General features: G+C 59.5%; 15 protein-coding genes and 2 pseudogenes. 3 read left to right on the forward strand and 14 right to left on the reverse strand.

From position 1 onward, the window contains the following. Positions 1-15: 15 nt before the first annotated feature. On the forward strand, positions 16-924 hold the full coding sequence (locus tag YUU_RS0124870) for a LysR family transcriptional regulator (protein WP_027524827.1): 909 nt from the start codon (positions 16-18) through the stop codon (positions 922-924). Positions 925-1238: 314 nt separating this feature from the next. Here YUU_RS0124870 and YUU_RS0124875 read toward each other — a convergent pair whose 3' ends face one another. From YUU_RS0124875 to YUU_RS51690, 4 genes and pseudogenes are all read right to left on the reverse strand, one after another. Further along, positions 1239-1589 (reverse strand): hypothetical protein, encoded by a 351-nt coding sequence (locus YUU_RS0124875; RefSeq protein WP_156944501.1) that lies wholly within the window; start codon positions 1587-1589, stop codon positions 1239-1241. Positions 1590-1828: 239 nt separating this feature from the next. Further along, positions 1829-4012 (reverse strand): annotated as a pseudogene (locus YUU_RS51680) (efflux RND transporter permease subunit); the annotation flags it as partial. A 397-nt stretch (positions 4013-4409) separates the two neighbouring features. Continuing rightward, entirely contained in the window at positions 4410-5099 is a 690-nt protein-coding gene (locus tag YUU_RS51685; protein ID WP_035663250.1) for a TetR/AcrR family transcriptional regulator, read from the reverse strand. Positions 5100-5718: 619 nt separating this feature from the next. After that, positions 5719-6435 carry a lytic polysaccharide monooxygenase gene (locus YUU_RS51690; RefSeq protein WP_051389879.1) on the reverse strand — a complete coding sequence of 239 codons (717 nt, stop codon included), beginning with the start codon at positions 6433-6435 and terminating at the stop codon, positions 5719-5721. Between the two features lie 898 nt (positions 6436-7333). Here YUU_RS51690 and YUU_RS0124895 point away from each other — a divergent pair. Both YUU_RS0124895 and YUU_RS60340 read left to right on the forward strand, forming a co-directional pair. Continuing rightward, complete coding sequence (locus tag YUU_RS0124895) at positions 7334-8371, forward strand: cytochrome-c peroxidase (protein WP_027524829.1); 1038 nt, start codon at positions 7334-7336, stop codon at positions 8369-8371. Between the two features lie 251 nt (positions 8372-8622). Then, positions 8623-8784 (forward strand): hypothetical protein, encoded by a 162-nt coding sequence (locus YUU_RS60340; protein ID WP_198031819.1) that lies wholly within the window; start codon positions 8623-8625, stop codon positions 8782-8784. A gap of 523 nt (positions 8785-9307) precedes the next feature. Here YUU_RS60340 and YUU_RS0124905 read toward each other — a convergent pair. From YUU_RS0124905 to YUU_RS0124960, 10 genes and pseudogenes are all read right to left on the reverse strand, one after another. Continuing rightward, the gene (locus YUU_RS0124905; protein WP_027524830.1) at positions 9308-9511 is read right to left on the reverse strand and encodes a hypothetical protein; all 204 of its coding nucleotides are present in this window, start codon (positions 9509-9511) and stop codon (positions 9308-9310) included. A gap of 492 nt (positions 9512-10003) precedes the next feature. After that, positions 10004-10939, reverse strand: a complete 936-nt coding sequence (locus tag YUU_RS0124910) for a S1/P1 nuclease (protein ID WP_035663253.1) — start codon at positions 10937-10939, stop codon at positions 10004-10006. A 1816-nt stretch (positions 10940-12755) separates the two neighbouring features. Next, positions 12756-13610 (reverse strand): pantoate--beta-alanine ligase, encoded by an 855-nt coding sequence (gene panC / locus YUU_RS0124915; protein ID WP_027524832.1) that lies wholly within the window; start codon positions 13608-13610, stop codon positions 12756-12758. A 14-nt stretch (positions 13611-13624) separates the two neighbouring features. Next, entirely contained in the window at positions 13625-14497 is an 873-nt protein-coding gene (gene panB / locus YUU_RS0124920) for a 3-methyl-2-oxobutanoate hydroxymethyltransferase (protein WP_027524833.1), read from the reverse strand. A gap of 393 nt (positions 14498-14890) precedes the next feature. Continuing rightward, positions 14891-16036 (reverse strand): hypothetical protein, encoded by a 1146-nt coding sequence (locus YUU_RS0124925; protein WP_027524834.1) that lies wholly within the window; start codon positions 16034-16036, stop codon positions 14891-14893. Positions 16037-16045: 9 nt separating this feature from the next. Then, a complete protein-coding gene (locus YUU_RS51695) occupies positions 16046-18349 on the reverse strand; it encodes a DEAD/DEAH box helicase (RefSeq protein ID WP_051389881.1) in 2304 nt (767 codons plus the stop codon). 333 nt (positions 18350-18682) lie between these two features. Further along, positions 18683-18857 (reverse strand): annotated as a pseudogene (locus YUU_RS61345) (DNA-binding response regulator); the annotation flags it as partial. Positions 18858-19438: 581 nt separating this feature from the next. Next, on the reverse strand, positions 19439-19744 hold the full coding sequence (locus tag YUU_RS0124940) for a hypothetical protein (protein ID WP_027524836.1): 306 nt from the start codon (positions 19742-19744) through the stop codon (positions 19439-19441). A gap of 64 nt (positions 19745-19808) precedes the next feature. Next, a complete protein-coding gene (locus tag YUU_RS0124945) occupies positions 19809-21884 on the reverse strand; it encodes a methyl-accepting chemotaxis protein (protein ID WP_245288085.1) in 2076 nt (691 codons plus the stop codon). Between the two features lie 1723 nt (positions 21885-23607). Continuing rightward, on the reverse strand, positions 23608-23840 hold a 233-nt coding region (locus tag YUU_RS0124960), incomplete at its 5' end, for a transposase (RefSeq protein WP_198031820.1).

Raw genomic sequence — 23840 nt, forward strand, 5'->3', positions numbered from 1 at the left:
CGTGGATGCCTCATCATGCGCTTCAAAGGTCTCGACCTGAACCTCCTCGTCGCGCTCGACGCGCTGATGACCGAGCGCAGCCTAACTGCGGCGGCGCGCAGCATCCATTTGAGCCAGCCGGCCATGAGCGCGGCGGTCGCAAGATTGCGTGCCTATTTCCGCGACGATCTCTTCACGATGCACGGCCACGAACTGGTTCCGACGCCGCTTGCCCAAGCGCTGGCTGCGCCGACCCGCGAAGCGCTGCTGCACATCCGGCTTTCCATGACCGAGCGTGACACGTTCGACCCGGCCAAATCGGACCGCCGCTTCCGGGTCATTCTGTCTGATTTCATGGCGTTGGTGTTCTTCCGAACGGTGATCGCGCGTGTCGCGCGCGAGGCCCCCAACATCACGTTCGAGCTGATTCCGTTTGACGACCAACCGGACGAGCCGCTTCATCGCGGCGAGGTCGATTTCCTGATCTTTCCGCAAATGTACATGTCAAACGCGCACCCCAAGGCAAAGCTGTTTGACGAGACGCTGGTGTGTGTGGGCTGTCACACGAACAAGCAGCTTTCACGCAAGCTCACCTTCGATCGGTACATGTCGATGGGTCACGTTGCGGCGCAGTTCGGACAAACGGGCAAGCCCTCCATCGAGGCTTGGCTCCTGCTCGAGCATGGTCACAAGCGGCGTGTCGAGGTTGCAGTGCCGAGCTTCAGCTTGATCCCGCCCCTGCTGCTGGGCACCGAGCGGATCGCGACAATGCATTCGCGGCTGGCGCGACATTTCGCAACGACGATGCGGCTAAGGATCGTTGATCTTCCAATCCCGCTACCGGCCTTTACGGAAGCCGTGCAATGGCCGGCTCTTCACAACGATGATCAGGCAAGCATCTGGATGAGGGAGATCATGTTACAGGAGGCGTCCCGCATGGCGTAGGACCACAAGACGTCGCATAGCTGCTTGGAGAGCCGAGCGTTTCGCTTCAATCTACCGAAAGCGCCACCTGAATAAAATGTTCGCTTTCTACGACAGACCGTGATTCGTCACATCCAACAACCTGAGCGACTTTCGCAATCGGATTGAGGCGGAAATCGCAGCTCAAATGGAATTTGCGATCGCATGTGAAAAAGGCCTCATACAAAGCCAGCAATCCAAATTTCCGTGGCGTAATTCTATTGGACAATTTCCGATCAAGAAAACAGGCGCGCCCGGCATTTCGAGACACAGTACGCCCGCAAATCGCATTTTTTTCAGAAATGCTTAGCAGCGCGCAGGCCCTGCAGTCGTGATGTCCGCCCACTGTCGGCAAAAGCCGGAGCTCGCTGGTCCGCGCTCGGCAAAGACCGGTTCTGGGATGAGGGACCGCTGAAATATTCCCGATCGGTAAAAAATATCTCATTTCCCGGAAAAGCTTCCGATCGGGAAGATTCGCCCATTTTCGCGACGGGGACGCGGGAGCTGTCCGGAACGCATCGCCTCTTCGTCGGTCGCTGGCGCCGGCTGTTCCGGTCCACCGTGCGTCGGCGCGACGCATCAATCGTCAGCACCAGCAACAGTAGCAGTCGTAGCCGGTTCAGCGCGGCGATGATCGCCGCGAACATGCCGACCATCATTAGCGGTACCGCGTCCGGCGATCTTCTCGCCTCTCGAGCGCCGCAGAGGCTCTTGTCGATGCCTCCAATTGTGGCCAGCAACCAGGCCGCAAAAGGCGCAACCGCTGCATGCATCCATAAAAGGAGGGGCGGTGCGTACCGGTCGGATCAGGGCCGGCGGTAGTCATTTGATTTGGTCGGACGCGCGCGACCAGCAGCTCTCCGACGCACGCCCTGATCAGAGCGCTTCAATTCGAAGCCCCTACTGCGTCCTCTCGCCCGCGACGGGCGATGAGCGAGTAGGCGACCGGCACCACAAACAGGGTGAAGAGCGTTCCGATCGACAGGCCCGTGGCGATCACAAGGCCCATGTTGTAGCGGGACACCGCGCCGGCGCCGCTCGCTGTGACCAGCGGCAGCACGCCAAGCACCATGGCCGCCGTCGTCATGAGAATGGGCCGCAGCCTGATCGTCGCCGCTTCGATGATAGCCTCCGTGCGGCTTCTCCCTTCGGCGCGCAACTCGTTCGCCACCTCCACCATCAAGATCCCGTGCTTGCTGACGAGACCCATCAGGGTGACGAGCCCGACCTGAGTCTAGATGTTGATGCTGGCCCCGCCGATGCCGACGCTGATGAAGATCAGTGCGCCCGCGAGGGACATCGGTACCGATATCAAAATAATGATCGGATCCAGGAAGCTATTGAACAACGCGGAAAGCGAAAGATAGATGATGATCAACGCGAACAGGAACATGGTGACGAAGCCGCCCGATTCCTGCTCGAGTTGGCGGGAGGCGCCTGCGAAATCGGTCGAGTAGCCCGCCGGAAGGGACTTAGCGATGGTCTTCAAGGTCGCGAGCGCATCGCCCATCGCGACGCCCGGCATCGCTACCCCGGAAATGGTCGCGGCGTTTATCTGCTGGAAATGGTTGAGTGCCTGCGGAGCGGCCTTATTGTCGAGATGGGCGACCGTTGCCAGCGGCACCATGGTGTTGTTGCTGGTCCGAATCTGGTAGCTCAGCAGTTGCTCGGTGGTGAGGCGGTCGTTTTGCCGGACCTGCGCGATCACCTTGTAGGAGCGGCCGTCCAGGTTGAAGTACTCGACGTAATTGCCGCCCAGCATGGTCGCCAGGGCGCCACCGAGATCGCTCATCTTCAACCCGAGATCGCCGGCCTTGTCGCGGTCGAACACGACGGTGCTCTTCGGCTTGTCGATCTTGAGGTCGTTGTCAAGGAACATGAACTGCCCGGTCTTGAGCGCCTCCGCCATGAAGTTCCGGGCGACCTCGTCAAGCTCGTTGAACGAGCCCGTCGTGCCGATGACGAACTGGATCGGCAAGCCGTTGCTGCCCGGCAGTGGCGGCGGTTGGAATGCCACCGAACGCGTGCCTGCGATGCCGTTGAGTAGGTCCTGGAATTCAAACTGAAGCGCGCTGGTGGTCACGTTCCGCTTGTCCCACGGCTTGAGCACCCAGCCGGCGATCGCCTGGGAGGGCGTATCGATCTGGAAGACGAGCCCGGTTTCAGGGCGCTTTGAGACCAAGTCGTAGACCTGCTGCGCGTAGAACTGACGCTGCTCAGGAGTGGCCGAGGGCGCCGAATTGGTCATCGTCAGGATCACGCCTTGATCCTCATCCGGCGCGAGTTCGCTCTTCGAGCTCGCATAGAGCCAGGGGATGCCAGCGAGCAGCAGCAGCGCGAACACCACCACGACAGACTTGGTGACAAAGAGAGATTCAAGGCGGCGGCGATAGGCGGCGGTCAGCCGCTCCAGCGCGTCATCGATCCTGCGTACCAGACGCGCCTGCCAATTCGTAGCATCCCGCTCGGTCCGGCGCAGCAGCCAGGCACAATTCATGGGGGACAGGGTCAATGCGATGACCGCCGACACGATAACCGCTCCAGCCAGCGTGAAGGCGAATTCCGTGAACAGAGCGCCCGTGAGACCGCCCTGGAAGCCGACCGGAACGTACACCGCGATCAGGACTACCGTCATTGCGATGATGGGGCTGACGAGCGCTCGGGCCGATTGGATCGCCGCCTCGACGGGCGGCGTGCCCTGATCAATCAGACGGTGGACGCTCTCCACGACGATGATGGCATCGTCGACGACTAATCCGATCGCGAGCACCAGGGCCAGCAGCGTCAGGAGATTGATCGAGAATCCCATCAACAGCATTAGTCCGAAGGTGCCGATCAGGGACAAAGGGATCGCGATCACCGGGATCAGCACCGAGCGCCACGAGCCGAGGAAAAGGAAGACCACGATGGTCACGATGACAACCGCCTCAACCAGCGAATGCACGACCTCATCGATCGAACTGCTCACGAACTGCGTCGAGTCGTAGAGGATCTCGCTGGTGATGCCGTTCGGCAGGCTCGCATTGATATCGGGAAGGACCCTCTTCACCCCCTTAATGACATCAAGCAGGATCCAATATAGAACCGTACGGTTCGGTACCGATATTGCGCGCAGAGATCACTGTCAACCAACCGTACTGTGAGGTTCTATTTTTTGAGCACCATCATCGCGCACGAGGTGCAGCCGCCAGGTCTGCTCCGGCAGCGCTCACATGCGACGGCTTATCTTACGAGTGGGATCAGCCCCGAAAACCGAAAAACCATAAAGGCTGGAAATCAAGTGCAACATTTGCTGCAAAGTCGTCGATTTTGCGGGCGCAGCATTGTCGGCCCGCCCCTTTGCTGTGTGGCTTGCGTCGGGGCATCCATGCCTTCGCGAGAACTTTCGAGTGTGACGAACAGGAGAGGACCGCGGACGACCGGACTCGAGGGAGTACCCGCAAAGGATAGAGTTACTGTGTGGACCGCTATCGACGGGGCTCGCCGGTGCGGCAGGCCGCGAGGAAGAACGAAACGCTCTCCGCCACATGGCCACGGATGTGAGCCTTAAGCCGCTTGGGATCTTCGCCGAACACCGCCCGCATCACGAGCGGCGCGACGACGAGATCCAGGAAGAACTGCGCCGTTCTAGTCAGCCGCTCCGGAGCGAAGACGGCATACACCCTGCCCTGCTTGGTGTGAGTCAAGTCTTTCAAGACGGTAGCTGCGTGATGAGTGCCGCGTTCGCGCATCATTCGCTCCACCTTGGCCAGATCAGGGAAACGCCGCGCTTCGGCAGCCGCGAGACGCATGAAATCGACACTATCGGCGGCAAGGACGTGCTTGAGTATCTCGCTCCCAAGGACCGTCAAACGCTCTTCGATCGTGTCGCCAGAGGGCACCGCGCTTTCGTAGCCTTCCCGCACCTTCTCCGCGTTGCGCATCGCAATTGCAGCGAATAGAGCCTCTTTGGTTGAAAAACGCGCATAGATCGTTGCCTTGCTTGCACGGGCAAGGCTCGCAATTTCCCCGACGCTGACCCCGGCGAGCCCCCGAGCGAGAAACAACTCACGCGCTGCGCTCAGGATTCGCTCGTCCACTTCGGCGGCCAACTCCTTCGGAGGGCGACCAACGCGGACAGCCTTCGGCGGAGCCTTGCCCTTGTGTCCCGTCTCCATTGATCCACCTTAGCTTTCCGAAAGGGCCTCCTGGGACAGAAATTGCGCTGCCCATGCAGTGGTTTACCCGGCACTATAAAGGAAGTAAATAGAACTTATCGGTACACATTTCTTATTAGGGCACCAGCGTTCTCGTGGTGAACAAGACTTCGGACGCCGCAGCACCCAGCATCAGGGGTCAACTTTGAACTTAAGGCGCATTTTACAAGCCCTTCATCCCCTGCCGAAGGCTTGGCCCTGGAAGCGGGTTTCTAAGCGCCGATCGTGCTTCCCGCTTGTCCGTCTTTGGTGCGTCGCCAAACTCGAGGCGCGCGACTCACCATATGTGCGACAAGCCTCCCATTGCGTAGCTAACTGCTGGCTAGATGTGTTCGGATTAGTCCGATCGACATTCTAATTGGTGGGAAGCAGCCCTGATGTGATGGAAGAGGCGCACAACATTGAACAAAGACAAGGCGTAAGACATTTCAAGATCAAGACCCGACTATGAGCACCGCGCCTTCGAAGTCGAAAACAATCAGCTTCATTCGGCGTCTTCCTTGCTAAACGGCACCTACTGTCTGTGGTGGATCTCTGCAGGTCGGCCAAGCGCCCGCCGCATTTCGGCGGCGAGATCCGCCTAGAGCGCCCCTTCAATCGGAACCACTGTGCTCGACGATCTCCGTTCCTCGAAGGTCGCGTCGACGATCTGATAGAACGCCATCGGGCTGTTGGCGAGTTCCCAAACAGCCAAAATCACTTGGTAGCCGGTGCGCCTTGGCAGCTCGCACATGTGCACAGTGGGCGCCGTGGGCATCAGGTTGGCATTCGGATCCCAAAACGGCTGGCCGCCATTCTGGATTGTGCAAAATGGCTTCGCTTCGAACTGCGCGCGCGCGAGCGGCGAGGACGGATTCCAGTCCGCCCGTGTGATGAAGTAGTTCCAACGCCGTGTCAGGTGAGGCGCGTCGTATTCCCACTTGAACTTCTGCTTCGCGCCGGAGTGTAAGCGAATCTTCTCCCAACGCGTCGGCGTCTGCTCATCTAGCAAGGGCACATCGCCGCGCACGGTGCTGCCGGCAATGTGCCCGTCCGCTGGCGGCGCCGCGTTCTGCACATCGGTCGGTGCGATCGGGTCTAGCAGACCCCCCTTGGTGGCGGGAAAGAATTTGCCGCCCTCCATCGCGTTTGCCCTCCACAAATCGATTGGACAGTCCTTATTCCTGTGCTCGGCACAGAGCACGACGCGTGAGGCAGGTTCAGTAAGGCGACCTTGCGCGTGCACGCTAGCAGCGGCGAACAACGATGCCGCGCCGCCGAAGAGTGCACTGGACCGGCGCTGAAATACATACTTCATGGTTTACCTCGTAACTGTCGGATGGGCATTTGAAGAAAGTCCGCCAAGCCGAGGTAGATGTCCGCGTCCGGCAACCCAGCCCCTGCGGGACAGAGGGGTGCTAGGTGGCGCTCACCATCCCTGCTACGCCATCGGCACGCACATCGCGATTGCGGGGGCGTCTGGTGAGTTGCACCCAACTCTCTGGGACCCCAAGATTTTCCGGTAACGACGCGCAGGCTGGCCAATTGAGCTATACCGCGGTGGCGGGGTGATTATTTCAAGTAACTTCGCTTAAGACATCTCTCCATCCGCTCTTGTTCAGCCTCCATCAGGAGGCAGCCTGCGCGTGAAGCGCGCCATGGATGTAGCAAGTCACAAGCAGCTAGCGCTGCGACACACAAGACGCGCCACCAACCCATCCAGGCCTTCAGCAAGCTAAGCTTGTCGAACTGCGAGAATCCCCGCCTCATCTCGCCAACACTTGTTAGACACGATAGGGACCAAAGCCACCTGTTGAGAGCGGCGGCGGCTATCTTCGACGAACTCGGCAACGCCTCAATCAACTGGACCAGATCAATGATGCAGCGTCTGTGACATCGATTGGATCCAACTGAGCAGTTGAATTTGAACTCGCGAGACAGGTGTCTCGCGCTGTCACGGTATTCTTGCAATTGACGTGCCGCTTTGCCCCTCCTCGAAGCGCGGCGAAACCATATGCTTCGTGCCAAGCCGAACGTACGAGTGTTGCGCTGCTGCCAACGTGTCGCGAAGTCGACATCGAGCAGGGAAACACGACACCTGCTCACGCGCGACGGCTGGCTCGGTTCCTGCATGGTTGCAGGCGATCATGTCGTGGGTGCCCTCCTGAAGAATTATTGTTCGGTAGCGGCGCCGAATAAACTGGAAGTCTCACGTGATGCGCAAGGTATCTATTGCTACCCTCCTAGTGCTCGTCTCATCTCATGCTATTGCGAATGACGATTTGATGAGGGCGGCCAGACAGATCTTCAAACCGATCCCCTCAGCTACCCCCGTGGTCAAGGACAATCCTGTCACTGTGGAAAAAGCCGAGCTCGGCAAGATGCTATTTTTCGACCCACGCCTCTCGGCGAGCGGGATCATCAGCTGCAACACGTGCCATAATCTTGGCACTGGCGGGGTCGACGCCGGGCCGACCTCGGTCGGTCACGGCTGGCAAAAGGGGGCGCGTCGGGCGCCAACCGTCTACAATTCGGTATTCAATGCCGCGCAATTCTGGGACGGACGCGCGCCGGATCTCAAGGCGCAGGCCAAGGGACCCGTTCAGGCGAGCGTCGAAATGAATGCGACCCCGGATCGTGTGACGAGCACGTTGAACTCGATGGAGGGTTATGTCGGTAGGTTTAAGCAAGCCTTCCCGAATGATACATCGCCGGTCACCTTCGATAATTTCGCCAAAGCGATCGAGGCTTTTGAAGCCACTCTCACGACGCCGGCGGCCCCGTTCGACCAGTACCTGAATGGCGATGCCAGTGCTCTGGATGATCAGCAAAAGGCAGGATTAAAGCTGTTCATGGACAAAGGATGCGCCTCCTGTCATAACGGATTGAATATTGGCGGCCAGGATTTTTTCCCGTTTGGTGTAATCGAAAAGCCCGATATCAAATTGCTTCCTACGACCGACAAGGGACGGTTCGCAGTCACCAATGCCCCGGGCGACGAATACGTGTTCCGTGTCGCCCCCTTGCGCAACGTTGCCTTGCGAGCTCCCTACTTCCATTCGGGGCAAGTTTGGACTCTCAAGGAAGCCGTAGGAATCATGAGCGAAGTACAGCTCGGCGCCAAGCTGAGCGAGAAGGAGAGTAACGATATTGTTGCCTTTCTTAATTCACTGAGCGGGCGCCTCCCCAAGATCGAATATCCGATACTGCCAACGCGCACAAAGGAGACGCCACCCCCCTCCTTAGGCAGATAGTGTCGTTCTTCCACAAGCAGGATCACACATTGTCAAATGGACCATGGGTCAAGTCGATCCTCTTTGCAGCCTACTTGCGACGCCGCTGCTGCGTTCGGGAGCGGCGTCGCAAGCCCGAATGCCGTTTAGGTCGTCGAAGTGGCTGTCTCGAAGCATCGCGGGCCGTCCCTATCCCGACCGGCAGAGGTACTGGATCATGGTGAAGTACATGCAGCATCGCGCGGTCAATCGGGAGCCGTCACGGAGGTCAGATGACAACGGTCATTAGAAATCTGCTCGCTCGAAAGCAGAAGCTGATTGAGCAACTCGATTCGACTACAGATGTTAAGCAGCGCGAGAAGATCGAGCATCAACTTCAGCAAGTAAACACGGCGCTCGACCTTCTCGATCGGCCTAAGCAGCCGAGCGACTGAGAACGCGAGACCAACGCCCGGTGCATCTTGAAGGGGGGACTTTTTGGCTTTCCAGCAAGCTTTAACTCTGGCAAGCTTTAACTCTGAATGGTGTCCGCCGGGCCTCAGCGTCGCAATCAATTCTCCTAACGGACCATCGCTGTTCGCCCCCGCTGACAATCGCGTTCAGCCAACGTCGACTGCAGATAGCGGTTCCAGAATTAACCCGTGGCGGCGACATCAAGCTTAATGCAGGGGTTTGCTTGCGATAGTACTGCAGGGCGTTAGGCTCCGCGCACCGGACATTGCCCCGTCCGGGTCCACCCAAGGCGAAGTCGTCGCGCCAACATACTCGGCGCGGCGCTTCGTTTGATCGGAAAGCGTCATCGTAGCGTAAGCCGCTGTCCGTCGCTTTCTATGCCCGCCTCTGGATCACCTTGCTCGTGCTAGTCGTCGCTGGCTTAGCCCGCATGAACGTGGAGGCCATGAACAGAGGTAGCCAACACCAAGTTGCTCGCCTCCGCAGAACGGGCGGCCCCGCGCGTCACTCCGGCGCGATCGTCGCAAGTCCAGCTTCGATGACTGCGATTTCTTGACTTACTTGCGCGACGGCTCGACTAGGATCGATGCCGGTGACGCTGCTTAGTTGCCTCAGCAACTCCCGCCGATGCGCAAGAAGACCCTCCAGCGCGCCACGATCCTTCAGTCTGACGTAGCCGTTGACGATCAATTCAACTGAATGCGACATCTATCTCTCAAATAAAGAAATGGCCTGAATTGGCCAATATAATTACCCACGCAGCTGAATGCAGCATCCCTATAGCAAAAACCTTGATCGGTAAGACTAACGCGCAAAGCTCCTTGTCGCCGTACATTCACCGCGCCCATCCTGGCGGTGGTCGCGAAGGTGCCGATGTCTCGCGTAACCGGCGTCTTCGCGGCAAGGGGTCGCCGCCTCCAGAAGCGGCGGCCCCGCCCAACGCGAGCGAACAATGCCAGAGCGTCTGCCAAATGATGAAGACACGTCACTTATCTTTCGCGACTTCCTCGAAGGCGATGGCATACGCCTCAATGGAAGGACGTACCATCCGCCCTGGCATGCCTGTTCTCACTCGAAATGAAGCGGCAAGCTGCCGTGGACGCGAATAAGATCTAGTTGCAACGCTCGCCTATCGAGCGGTCACACGTACGTGCCGAGCGATCGTAGGCAATAACCTAGGATGAGCACCGAGACGGACGCTCATTTGAATGCATCGTTGAGGATCGCCGCAATCCTGGCGCCGGCGAGTGCAATCCGCTGGTTGGCGATCCTGTGGGCCCTTGACTGATAAGGCTGCGTGAGTTTGTACGGGCCGTCGCCGCCGCGAATCGGCGGCGCGTACACTGAACTCTTGGCGATCTCGAAGCTCTCCTGGATCCAATCGTTCTCATCCGTCGAACCGCTATCCACTGTCCGAAGATCCGCCGCGGCGTCGATGGCATCCTGCGGTGGCGCGCTGGTCGGTCCCAACAACCCATCCCAGAACGCATGGAGTTCCCTCGCGCTTCCACATTTTCTGCAACTGATCTTGACGTCGTTTCCTCCGGCGTCGCCATCCTGCTCGGCGTGCGTAAAGCGGGAGGTCGCGTGCAGCGGCTGGTGCAGGTCACCGATGAGATGCAGCAGCCAGGAAAGATCGTATGAGCGCACGTCGTCCGATGCCGTCTTATCCGCAAGCGTTTTCTTGAAGACAGCGACCTCAGTCTGCGCGTTAGGCGATTGCGGCTGCTGCAATGGGGTGCCATCCGTCGAGAACGGCTCATCAATGAAGTGCCAATACTTGTGGCGAAAGTGATCGGCATATCCGATGTTCTGCGACGCTTCGGGGGTTTGCGGCGCAACATCGCCGTTTCTGTCGCCATCGTTGTGGTAGTCGCCGAGCGATTTGATCTGGTCCGGCCACGTCGCCGCCTTGACGAACGCGACCTGGTCGCGCTGGCTCGCCGGCACGCCCTGGATCCAGCCATCGTATTGAGGATTGAGTTTGAGAAGGCGCGTGGCTTCCTGCTTGGCGGCAGGCGTCAGCTGGCTCCAGGCCAGCGCAGCTGCCTCCATATGTCCGAAATTATTCCAAGCGTTGGCCGACGATCCAACGAGTACTGCACAGCCCAGCGCGATCAAGAAACGTATCTTCATGGAAAATCCTCACTGATGGAAAATTGAGAAAGCTCGCTTACGTTGTGAATATATATTTACACACGTCTTATGTCATCGAAAAAGAAGGAAAGATGGTGCTTACCACGCAGACGTCGCTTGGGCTGCAAAGCGAGCTCAAAACAAGCTCGGACCGAATAGCCGTCGAGGTCTTGCCTCCCGCGCGCTCACTCAAGCTCCGACCAGTTCAACTCTGCACTCACCATCTGTCGCGCGCGGTCCCCACGATTCCTCCGAGCTTAAGCCAATGGAGGTCTTTTGGACCCAGAGGGCTCGCCAGGACGCGCCACCGTATTGATCCATGACATTGTGGCGACCCCGACCTCAAGCCAACATGAAGCGGCAGTCAGCAAGGCCTCGATTCCGACAGGAACGAGATCTTGCGTATCGCGCCTAAAGAAGGCTCGCGGTACAAGGTAAGGGAAGGCGATGTCTGTAAGGTGACGGCGTCGATAGCAATCGTAGTCGCAATATCCTCGCCCCGTTCGCACATCTCGCACGTAACCTGGACCTAAGGACCGAGAACATCCGCTGCAGGTTCTGTTGCCGTGCGGGGTCCTGTGATTCACGAGGATGAATTTCATAGTCTGCGCCCGTTAGGGGTCTCATTCCGGCCTGAGATCTTGTCAGCGATCCGAGCGTTCGAAATCGCGCCAATCTTGGTCCCGAGCCGGTCTGGATGGGAATTTAAGGTCCTCTTGCAGCAACGAATGCCTATGATCCGGTATCCTACTGGGGCATCCGAGAAAGAAGAACGTGGTCTTTCTCAACGTCCGCGTGGCACACGCTGCCAGCTGCTAGGCCGCTCGCAGCCAGGAAAGCCATTTATGATCGGCTTCTCGCCGCATCCTGAGGCGGTCGACGCATTTCTTGGAACAAAGAGCCGTTCGCCAGCAGTAGTAGCGGATCAGACCGAATCTTCCACCGCAGATCGCACAGCACCTCGCTGAACCATGCTCCGAATTATGCGAGCTGTTTCGCATTGTCGCCTCCTGTCGGCGTTAACTAGATAGTGCTCGCTTTGCGCGCAGCACTACGTGCGCACGCCGCGCGCGACCGGCCGCCAAGCTTTCCGGCTCGTACGGATATCGCGCGCAATCGCTTGATGTGCACCGATTTTGACGAAGCAACCACTCCATTGGGAGGGCTTCGCCGATCGCTGACTATAAGCGTCATTCAATCTTGATTAGTGCAATCAATACCGAAGTTGAGCCTAAATCCTGCGCCCAATCGCCAATATCCGACGAATTTTAACGAGATTGACCGAGAACATGCATCCAGCAGCATTGGCTTGGAGCAAGCGCTGCCTTCGCCTGTCAAAGGGTGGCAATCCATCCGTCTCGAACTGTTCGATCGGCATGGTCACTGTGGGCCGGCCGAGATGTTGCCTTTGTAGTTGGCTTGGCGAAGGCGAGGCCGTTCACATTGCTCAGGAATGCGGATGATACGGCGGATCAAATTTGGTCCGCGGGGTTCTTGAGCTCAGGATGCAGAAAGGGCGAGTAGCGGACGGCAGAGAAATCACCGTCATACGCACAAGCGACAAAGACCGGCCGAATTCGAGCTTGCGAGGCGGAGGACCTTCAGCCGTTCATAGCCTGGTTGCAACAGTGGCCTGCACCATTGGGCGAGCAGGAAACAATATGGCCGCCCCCTCGATTGGCCGCTGCTTCACAATATGCTTGATGCTGTGACGCTCGCACTTATGACCGCCGGTGGGCATCGCGCACCTTGGTTGCCCCCTTTTGCTCCGAGCTGTCGGGCTCCGATGTTCGTCAGTCGAGCCCGTTCGCTCGGACTACAGGCTCACTTGCGGCTTAAGGATGACGTTATCGATCAGCCGCGTCGAGCCGACGTAGGCCGCGGCGCACAGAGCAGCAGGATTGCTCAAGGGATTCGAGGCAGGCTCAAGCGTGTCTGCATCGACGAGCTCGAGATATTGCAGCCGGTCGACTTCATCCAAATGCCGCCTGGCGATTGCAATAAGCTTCTCGCATTCGCGTTCGCCTGCGCGAAATTCGGCCTCCGCTGCGAACAGACCGCGACTGATCGCAAGCGCCCGCCGGCGCTCTTCTTTATTGAGATAGCGATTGCGGCTGCTCATAGCGAGCCTGTCCGGCTCCCGAACGGTTGGCACGGTGACGATCTCGATGGGAAGATTGAGATCAATTGCCATGCGACGTACGACCGCGCATTGCTGGAAATCCTTCTGTCCGAAAAACGCGACATTCGGCTGCACCATGCTGAACAGCTTGCAGACGACGGTTGCGACACCGCGAAAGTGCCCAGGCCTGAAAGCCCCGCACAAGGGTTTTGCGAGTTCGCCGGGTTCGATGAAGGTCTCGAACTGAGCCGGATAGACCTCCCGTGCACCCGGAGCAAAAACAATGGTCACGCCGGCATCACGGCACAGCCCCTCATCCCGGAGAAAGGAACGCGGATAGGCACCGAGATCTTCGTTCGGCCCGAACTGAGTGGGATTGACGAAGATGCTTACAACCGTGACGTCGCATTGCGCGCGACTCGCGTCGACCAATGCCAGATGACCGTCGTGCAGGTAGCCCATTGTCGGCACGAAGCCGACACGCTTGTCTGAATTGCGAGCTTTTGCAAGAGCGGCACGTAGCTCAGCGACCGTCGTAACTGTTTGCATGTTGGAGCTTTATCTCAGGTTGGATTGGAAGGCGCCCAGCTTGCGATAGCATCGCTCAAGCCTTCGGGAAGCCGATAGCACTCTTGTGACGTCGGAAATGCACCATTGCGGACATCTGCGGCCCAGCGTGACAGCGCCTCCTGCAATAGCTGAAAACCCTCGACATAGGTGCGAACGAATTTTGGCCGATGGCTTGCAGTCAGGCCAAGCACGTCATGGAACACAAGTACCTGGCCCGAACAACTAGGGCCAGCCCCAATTCCAATTGTCGGGATTGTCAGGGTCTCGGTCGCTCGGGCGGCGAGTTCTGCCGGGATACCTTCCAGGACGAGAGCGAAACATCCGGCTTCCTGTAGACGATGGGCGTCGTCGAGCAGACGCAAGGCATCATCGGCGTTCCGACCTTGCACCTTGAAACCACCCATAACATTGACGCTCTGCGGGGTCAGGCCGAGATGGCCCATCACTGGAATGTCGCAATCGACCAAGGCGCGTACGATTTCGGTACGCTTGGCCCCACCCTCGAGTTTGACGGCGTCGGCCCCACGCTGCAAGAAGCCTCCGGCGTTGCGGATCGTCTCCTCTGGACCAAGGTGAAAGCTAAGAAAGGGCATGTCGGCTACAAGCAGGGCTCGAGGCCTTGTCCGTGACACGGCTTCGAGGTGATGGTTCATCATCGCCATGCTAACCGGCAACGTATTATCAAATCCGAGGCAGACATTGCCAACGCTATCCCCAACAAGGATAATGTCGACAATGGGGTCAGCGATGCATGCCGTGACAGCGTCGTAAGCGGTGGTCATTGCGACACGCCGCCCTTCCCCCTTCCACCGCTGCAGCACCGGAATGGTGATGCGCTCGACAGGCGCCTGCGAAATGTGGCTCATCCTAAATCCGATCCGTCAACTAACCCGCATACCCAGAGTCGTCGCTTCCTATGGAAGGCGAGAGAAAATTGTCAACGGTGAGGAGAAAAAAGAAAGATACCTCGCCAAAGTTATGCACGAAAGCACCAAAACATCCAATGATCGCGCAATCATCGAATAAGACCTTCCAGGCCGCCACCAACATAGAGACCGATTGCGCGGCAGGCGCGCGTCGTTCTGCGGGCGGGACGGTTGCGGCGTTTCCGCTCTGCCTTCTTGCCGAGCGTACCGTGGCAAATCGCATGTGCTCTCATAGAGCCACAGAGAACGAATATGACCCGTCTTCCTCGACCATCGCGGGTCAACCTAAGCAGGAGTGCGCGATAGCGGCCCGCAGCGCACCGCCGTTCTCATTTACGTGTGGCGGCAACGCGGGCAGCCCTGCGGGAAGCAGGCGCGGCAGAAAGGCTTGCCGCATGAATTGCAGGGCGCATGGCCCGCCGTATCGGTCAGGTGCAGCTTGTCGTCGCACACGAGGCGCACGCGATCGAGGCCCGGTCCCGCCTCGCAGAGCGGCCGCTCAAGCGTCCTGACCAGCGGGTGCCAGTCAAGCCGGATCATGCGCTCCCCTTTGCGGCGGCGAATCAGCACCTCGAAGCGTTGCACCGGTACATAGATCTCAAGCGCTTGGACCCATTCGACCGTGACGCGCAGCGCATAGTTGCGGCGTAGGTCGTCGAGCTTGGCGCGATATTCACGCTCGATCGCCTCCACCCGCAGCGTCTCGCGCCGCCGGTCGGCCTCGGCGCGGTCTCCGTCCGTGCGGTTGAGCGCCGCCAGGCGTTTCAGAGATGCCTCGCGCAGGTCATTGTGATAGGCATGGACACGGTCGCGGTCTCGCTCCAGTCGGCGGCGCATCGCCCGCAGGAACGGCTCCATGCTGTCCTGTGCCTCGCGCTCGAGTAGCGGACGCAACCGCGCCGCGAGCGTCCCTGAGCTCCATCCCGGTCCGGCCACGCGCTTGGTCACCGCGTCGGGCATGTGCCAATCGGCAGTTTGCGCCAGCGCCGGCCGCAGCTGTGCCAGGACGTCGCTGATCGCCGCGCCAGTCGCGAGGTTGAATCCGAGCCAGATCAGTTTCTCGCGCTTCTCGTCCGACAGCGCGGTGACGCGGAACGCCAGCATCAGGCAGCGTGTCCAGGTTGCAGACATGCCCTGGAGCCGCCAGATCGCGTTCGGCAAGTCGAGGACGCGATCGAGCAGCTTTTCGGGGGCACTGGGGGGTGGAACCGGAGCGGGGAGCCGAACCTCCCGTTCACTCCATCGTCCCTCGTCGGCGAGGATCGCGCCGAAGCGGTCGAGCCAGTCCCCCTCGAGCGCTATCGCAACCGCGCCCGGAGCTTGTTGCGTCCCGAAGCCGAGATGCGTGAGTTCGGGCCAGCCCAGCTGTCGTTGCAGGGGGGTAGGCGCGAGTACCTCAAGCCGGTCCGAAGCGAGAGCCTCGACGGCGGCGCCCCGGCGTTCCAATAGATCAGCGACAAAGTCGCGCAGTTCACTCATCGGCTCGGCTCACACGGTCTCGAATTCATCACCGAACAGGGCGGTGTCGAGGGCCTTGGCACTTTCGTGGTGCTCGCGCGCTCCCTTCAGACGGCGGCCGAGCGCTTCCAACGCCTCCGCGCGGCCCGTTTCGGTTGAGCGCAGCCATGCATCGAGCATGAGGTCGGCGAAATCGCGGTCCTCGTCGAGGCCGCCCAGGATCGCCCCGACCTCACCTACGACAAGCTCGAACATCGAGATCTTTTCGTCGAGCAGCGACAAAATCTGCTGCTCCAGAGTGCTGCGAGTCACAAGGTTGAACACGAACACCTCGCGTTGCTGGCCGATGCGATCGATGCGTCCGATGCGCTGCTCGATCGCCATCGGGTTCCACGGCACGTCGAAATTGATCAGTGTATTGCAAAACTGGAGATTGCGGCCCTCGCCACCCGACTCCGTGCATAGCAGCACCGGCACCCGCTCGCGGAATTCTGCAATGGCGGCGTCCTTGGCGGGGCCGCTGAGCGCTCCCTCGAAGCGCGCGAAGGCAAATCCTTCGCGGGCCAGCAGCGTGGCCAGATGCTCAAGCGTCTCGCGGTAATGAACGAAGACCAGCTTCTTCTCGTCCGGGTTCCGACGCAAGAGGTCGAGGAGCGCCGCCTCCTTGCCGCCGACACCGATGCGGGCCCATTTCTGCGCCAGCGCGTGCCAGCTTGCATCGACGTGGCGGCCGGACAAGCGCCGCACGGCGGCGGCGGCCGCGGCCGGAGATGATCCGGCAGCGCCGAGCAGATGCCGAAGGGCCAGCCGATTTGCCCCCTGGACCGCCAGTTGCCGCACCGCTGCCTCGAGCTCGCGGTAGGCTGTCAGCTCGCCCTCGGTGCCATCCGCGCAGATCGTCACGGCGTGACGGCGCGGCAATTTTAGCGCGACGACCGCGCGGGTGTTGCGCACCATGGCGCCGCGCATCAACTCGCGCAGGCGCTCGGGATTGGCCGGTTGGCGCGGCTTGCCCGCCGTCACGTGAGCCGCGCGAAACTCCTTCATGGTCTTGAAGATACCGGGTTTGAGCAGCGTCAAGAGGTTGTACAGCTCAGTGAGATCGTTCTGCACCGGCGTCGCCGACAGCAGCAGGACGAAGCGCTTGTTGAGCGCATCCACCAGCTTGTAGCTTTGGCTCGTGCGGTCACGCAGATGGTGGGCTTCGTCCACGATGACGAGATCGAAGCTACGGTCGAGAATGTGCGCCGCATGCTCGCTGCGACGCGCCAGGGCGAGGGAAGCGATCAGGCGATTCTGCCGCCAGAACCCTTTCGGGTCGCTGCGCAGCAGCGCATCATGGGTGGTCGCGCAGGCAATGTCGAACTTCGATTCGAGCTCCTCCTGCCACTGCCCGACGAGCGAGGCCGGGGTCAGCACCAGAACGCTGTCGACGATGCCGCGCAAAAGATACTCCTTGAGGATCATGCCGGCCTCGACGGTCTTGCCGAGCCCGACCTCGTCGGCAAGCAGAACGCGACCACGATGCTGCTTGAGCACCTTGCGCACGGTCTCGACCTGGTACCAGAAGGTTTCGATGCCGCGCAGATGCGGCAGGCAGAGCAGCTCGTCGAAGCCTTGCGCGAGGCCGAGGTGGGCAAAGCGCTCGCGCAAGCCATACCAGGCGCCCTCGCTGTTCGGCGGCTTGTGCAAGGCGTCCAACAACGGCGCGAGATTGAGCTCGGTGGTGAAGGGAATATCGATGTCGATCAGCGGCAACGAAACCGGTATGGTCGGCGTAACGGCCCGTTCCGTGGGCGGCCTGGGCTTGACCCGGGTCTTGGCTTTTGGCACCGGGCCGGCGGCCAAGCGCCTACTCCGGACGGTCTTGCTGGGCTCGAAGATCCGAGCGTAGTGACGGTAGAGCCATCCCCGACGCTCAAGGCCTCCGGGAAAAACGTTCGCAACGTTGAGCCAATCCGTGAGCCCGTGGGCTTCAAGCAGCGAACGCGCCGGCAGGAGCCTGTTCTGCTGCGCGAGCGCCAGGGCGTTCAACAGGTAGCAGGCATCGATCGCAACGTAGCGCTTGCGGAAGCGTTTCAGAAAGACCTGTGCGCGGGCCGCATCCCCGTCCAGCAGCGCCGCCGTGGCGGCGAGCAGCAGGATATGCCCATCGCCAGGCTGTGCGCGCACTGCCTCCTCAGCCAGCGGCAAAAAACCCGACTGGAAGCCGCGATCGGCGAAGGCAGCCAACAGAACTTGGTCCCACGCCGCCTCCTTCCGATCTCCGCGCGACAGCTCTTCCGGCTGATCGCCAAATGGGAAAACCCTCTGCGCCGGGGATGCATGCGGCATAAAAAATCCCACTACCGCTCCGCCTGGAGGCGAAACCAATGACTCGGAAGCAGCGACGCTACGCTGAAACGAGAGCCATACAAGTACGCGATAGCTGTGCGGTAGCATCTGGTTGTGGAAAGATGCTTTGGAGCTTGGAGAACTCCCGAGCCCCGGCACTCGCCATGGCCGCCCTGTATCCGAAGCCCCGCGAGGCGGAGCACAAAATCGCAGGCCATCGCGCCTTGGCAAACGGAGATTATGGCCGGCTGCTGCATCGTAGTCCACGACGAAGCAATCGTGCCCTGTCATCGGGCCGTGGCGCGCCGTTCAAATCACGGGGTTCCGCGGATCCCGGATGTCCGGTAGGCCAAGGTCGAGAACAACAAGCGCCGGATTCTCAAATAACAGGTCGAGCGCCAGCTTGCTGTTCGCAGTTTCGAGAACCTCGTATCCATCCCGTTCGCAGCAGCTTGCATATCGGTGGTCCGTCGTCGATGACCATCACTCTGACAGGAGTTGCGGCCATAGGTGCGCCCAGCCACTCGGTGCCTGAAATGGGTCCACATCAAGGCGAGATTAAGCTGTTCCAGCACGTTGACACGGGGCTCACCCAGCAGCGGCCCAGAGCGGCCCTTGTATTTTGTGTGACCAGGTCGCGAACCACCGTGTCACTCACGCAGATGTTTGTCTCGTGGAAGTGCGATGGTAGCCGGTTCGTCGGTGATCACAAACCACTTTGGCACAGGGACTCTGTCTGGTGGGGCAAGCCGAGCAGATCCGGTTCATGACATCGCCCCCCGGCCGTGGCGACCGCGCCAATCAGGACCTCTGCCTCGGCGATCGCCATGACGGCCTTCCGCGAAACCAGGTTTTCGGGAATCGGAGCGGTCTCCGTGCGAGCCCCATTGCACGTGCGGCGCGGTTACAGACCTCGACATCCGCACGTCGCCGCAGACGGCGGCGAACTCGCTTGATCCCGGCCTACCACCGCCTTACATCCCGGACCTGACGCAAGCACGAGGCCGACAAAGCACAACGCTGTCAAAACACAACGCTGCGAGCGAGGATTGTGACGAACCTGGGGCCGCCAGCACAACTCCGGCGGCCTTACGCGCTCTGCCGTTCGTCGGAATTGAACCGAGTGGGTCCGTATTCCGCGACAATCCACTTGGTCGTCGTGACGGTGCCGCCCATTTCGTTCTCCGTTGCCAACCGGGCTGCTTCGAGCCTGGCCTCGGCAACGGCCAAACCGTCAAATATGCCAACCAATGTTGTGTTCGGCAGTCGATATCGCACGTTGTTCGAACCAAGGATCCACAGTTTCCAGCCCTGCGCCGCTGCTTGCTTCAAAAAAGTGGGGTGCGAATCAGGATTGGTCTCCTTCAAATCATACGACGCAAGGTAGACAGGCATTCTGAGATCCCCAATGCGAGCAAATAATCACGCCGTCAAATAGTTCTGCAGGAGTTTCAGATGATCACGACCTGACCCCGGCGAGAAAACCATCGACTTCCAATTTGAGACGATGGCTACTTTGAGCGAGCGCATTCGCAGACGTCAGTACCTGCGAGGATGACGCACCTGTGCTCGAGGCGCTCAATGCAACCTGCCGGATGTTGCTGGCGACCTGCATCGACATTTCTGCCGCATGTTGGATATTCTGCGCAATATCCTTGGTTGCCGTACCCTGCGCTTCGATCGCAGCAGCTATCCTCGAGCCGATCTGCGAGATCCTGCCAATACTGCTGCCGATCTGCGTGATGGCGCTGACCGACTCCTCCGTGGCGGCTTGGATATCTGCGATTTGCTTTGCAATTTCCGAGGTCGCTTTGGCTGTTTGTGTTGCCAGCGACTTTACCTCGTGCGCAACAACGGCAAAGCCGCGGCCGGCTTTGCCCGCGCGTGCAGCCTCGATCGTTGCGTTAAGAGCCAAAAGGTTTGTTTGCCTGGCAATTGCGGCGATCAGCTCAACGACGCCACCAACCCTTAGCGCAGCTGCCGACAGGTGCTTTATTTGTCGGTCGGTTTCTTCCGCCTGACGCACGGCGGCACTTGCGATTTCTGCAGATTGCTCGACTTGGCGTCTAACCTCCGTAGCAGACGCGATCATCTCGACGGTACGTGCAGAGACAATCTGAACATTGTCTGACGCTTCCTCCGAGGCGGAGGCGACCTTGCGCGAGACTTCCTGCGTATTGTGCGCCGTGTCCGTCAGACTACTAGCGGACGCCTCCAACTCGGTCGAAGCGGATGACAGTGTGTCGATGACGCCGCTTACTGCATTTTCAAAGGTCCTGGCAAGCTTCTCAAGCTCCGCCTTCCGTCGCAGTCCCGCCAAGCGATCCTGTTCCAGATTCGCTACAAGCTCGGCTTGCGCCTTTTCTCTCAATTTGAGCTTGAACGATTCCATGGCCCTCGCCATCTCACCGATCTCGTCCGATCGGCCAAGTCCAGGCAGGGTCACCTCGAATTGTCCCGCCGCCAGCTGGCGCATCGCTTTGGTCATTAGAGTGATCAGCCGAGCTATGCCCTGCCCGACAAAAATTGCAATAAAGCCGATTGCGAGTGTGGCAAGCCCAATTCCCCAGCCCAGCATCTGGCGGATTCGCAAGGCACGCTCTTGCGCTGCGGCAGAACTGGCATCAGCTGCAGCGATCGCTTTCAACAGGAGAGGATGATTGCGACCATAGATCTGCCCGAGATCATCAACTTGGTCATCCAATGCCTGTTGGGCAACCATGAACGCCACGAAGCTAGCTCGGTAGGAACCAATGAGCGTCTTCAGTTCCAATTTGGTGGCTGGCGCCAACTCGGAAGACACCAGCGCGGTTCCGAGCTCGGCGACCCGCTTGTCCAGTTCATCGCCGTACTTTTCCTCACGCTGCAGCATAAAATCTTTTTCGTGCCGCCGCATCATCAACATCAACACGGCTACGTGAGGTTGGTCGAACTGCGCAATCCGGGATTCGGCCTGATGCACGGTGTCGCGCAGCTTGCCCTGCAGGCCATCGTTCTCGGCGAACCCGAGCACGCGCTGCGCTGAAACGATGTTGTTGAAACGCGTTGCGTAAAGGCCAATGCCGGCTCGGAGGAATGATACGTCCTTCAGAGGATCGCCCTCTGGCAAGGAAGCAACATACTCCTCGATCTGGTCGAGGTCACCCAGCGCATTCCTTATGCCCTGCGCGTGCCGCGCGATCAAGGCTTCGTCGTGCTTACGCAGAAACTCCAGTGCAATCTGCTGCGATTCAAGGAACGCTTCGGAAAGCGCCGCCAGGTGAGCGCGAAGATGGATGCTCTGGTCTGCCTCGCGCTGCGCCTGCGCAACATAATTCAGCCCCACGATGCAAGTCGCCCCTGTGACGAGCACGCCCACTATTCCAAGCAGGGCGATCTTGGTTCGCAGGCTTGGCCGAAGTCGACGAAGAATTGGCAATACGAACTGTTTCGTAGCCGTTGAGACGAACATCAAATTGCCAATCAATCCGTGAACATTTCCGGCGCGCTTCTGATCAGCACGCTCGAAACGTGAGCTCGGGGAGATGCTGACCATTCGCAACCTCTAGGTTGGGTTTGTTACACAAGGTTGACGAAGAGACCGGGATCGATAGCGTCCCGTGAGGAGAGTGGAGGGGCAGTTTGCCTTTGCGTTCTTCTTTCGCGTCCGCAGGCTCAACGTGTTCGCTTCGCCGATTCACCGATCGTCGACAGTGCAAAGAACGATTGCGAGATCGGCATATCACGTCATCTCGCTGCAGACTCGCACTGCAGGTGGCAGCTCGCGCATAAATCGAGCGATTTTTGGCATAGTTGCGCAGGATTCACTCCCTCCGCTAGGGCGCGCCAGCGGCGCTAGAAGCGCTGATAGATCAAAAACATCCCGCAAATCATGACTTTGACTGCACGTAGCTTTGATGCGCGCGCTAATGGGACTGATCAAGGACAGACATGGTACCTTCTACGCCAAGCGGAAGGTGCCCGAGCGCCTACAAGAGGCCGTTGCCCGTGTGCTCAACTCAGACTGCGAGAGGCAGGTTTTCTCAAGAAATCGCTCGGTACGAATGGCCGCAAATCGGCCAACGTAGCAGCGACGGGTGTACTGGCAGTCTTTGATACGGCCATCGAGGCAGCCGAGGCCCTGCTTGCAGCGCATCCTGTCCCGCCCTCGCTGACTGACGCTGAGATACGGCGCATGGCTGCGGCGGCCGGCGGCACGTGAGAGTGTGGTTCGGCGACGGCGCACGCGGGCCCAGCGAGCGTTGGAGCACGGCAGCCAAGGAGAAACACGGGCTGCCGGCACCATCTTCCTCAGAGAGATTGCCAAACTTGAGCGCGTGAGAGTGCTGGTGTCCAAGTTTTTTCGTCACCTCTAGCCGTACGCTAGGCACGCTATAGGGGCAGCCAGAGGAGGTAAGGAGACATCTGCGGACTTCAGCGCCACGGTGAGAGCCGAAAGCGACCTGTTGGGTTTAGGCACCGCACCCTGCAAAGCGTTCCATGACGCGCGTGACGCGGTGGGCGAAGTGGCAACGATGGGATGGGTGACCGGGTGGTTAGTCAATACAGCCTTTCGTCGGCGGTGCTCTTGCTCAGCCTTCGGCCAAACCCCAGGGTACGATTAGGTAGAATACGATCACGCGGAACGAGATGGCAGAGGCCATTGCGGCGGTCCATCAGCGCGGCGCGGAAGCCATGGCCGAAGGCATGGTTCGCACGATCAGACGGTTTTGGAACTGGCTCGCTGAAGCTGTCCGTCAAGATCAGACGAACGTTGGCAGAGGCGTGATGCTAAAACTGCAAGCTCCTCCCCGAACGCGAGTTGAGATTGGCGAGGATGAATTCGATCCAGAAGACGAGAAAGGTGATGCGCCCCCCCCGAGATTGAGGTGGGGCGTGCGCTCGTAATTGCACGTGAAGGATACTTCTCCGAGCGCACCTCCCTGGGAATTCAGCTACTGATTGGTACGTGCCAGCGTCGCCGAGCGGTCACGGGTGCACATCGCGGCAGCGATGATTGCCCGGCGCCAATTTCTCACCCCATAAAGTTCGTCACGCCTTTGCGACTTATGGAGAACGCGATCTCGGTTTCGGCGAAGAAGAAGCAGACCTCATTTTGGACCATCTTGAAGGGGTCTCTTCGAAAGACGTTACGAGACAATTCTACTCTTCGGACCCACGGGCTCGCCGAAAGTGGGCGGCGGCGATCAGGCGTTCTCATCCTGATTGGGTTCTTCCGCATATTTGGTGCAGCATAGCGATAGGTTGCCTGGTCGTTCTCAAGCAGCCAGGAGGACGCGTCGACGTAATAGTGGGTAGCCCGCGCGGCCATACATTTGTCGTTTGATGGCTTTGATCCTGCTGATCTGGCCTTCGACCGGACTGGTTGTCCAGGATGTAGTTATTGCCGCTCGGACCGCATCGATGTCGCGCGCGATGCCGTTGGCGAAGCTCTTGAGCTCGCTGTTGCCTGCTTGCGTGATCCATTCATCGAGCTCGGCGATGTCGCTAC

This window comes from Bradyrhizobium sp. Ec3.3 (assembly GCF_000472925.1).
GTDB lineage: Bacteria > Pseudomonadota > Alphaproteobacteria > Rhizobiales > Xanthobacteraceae > Bradyrhizobium.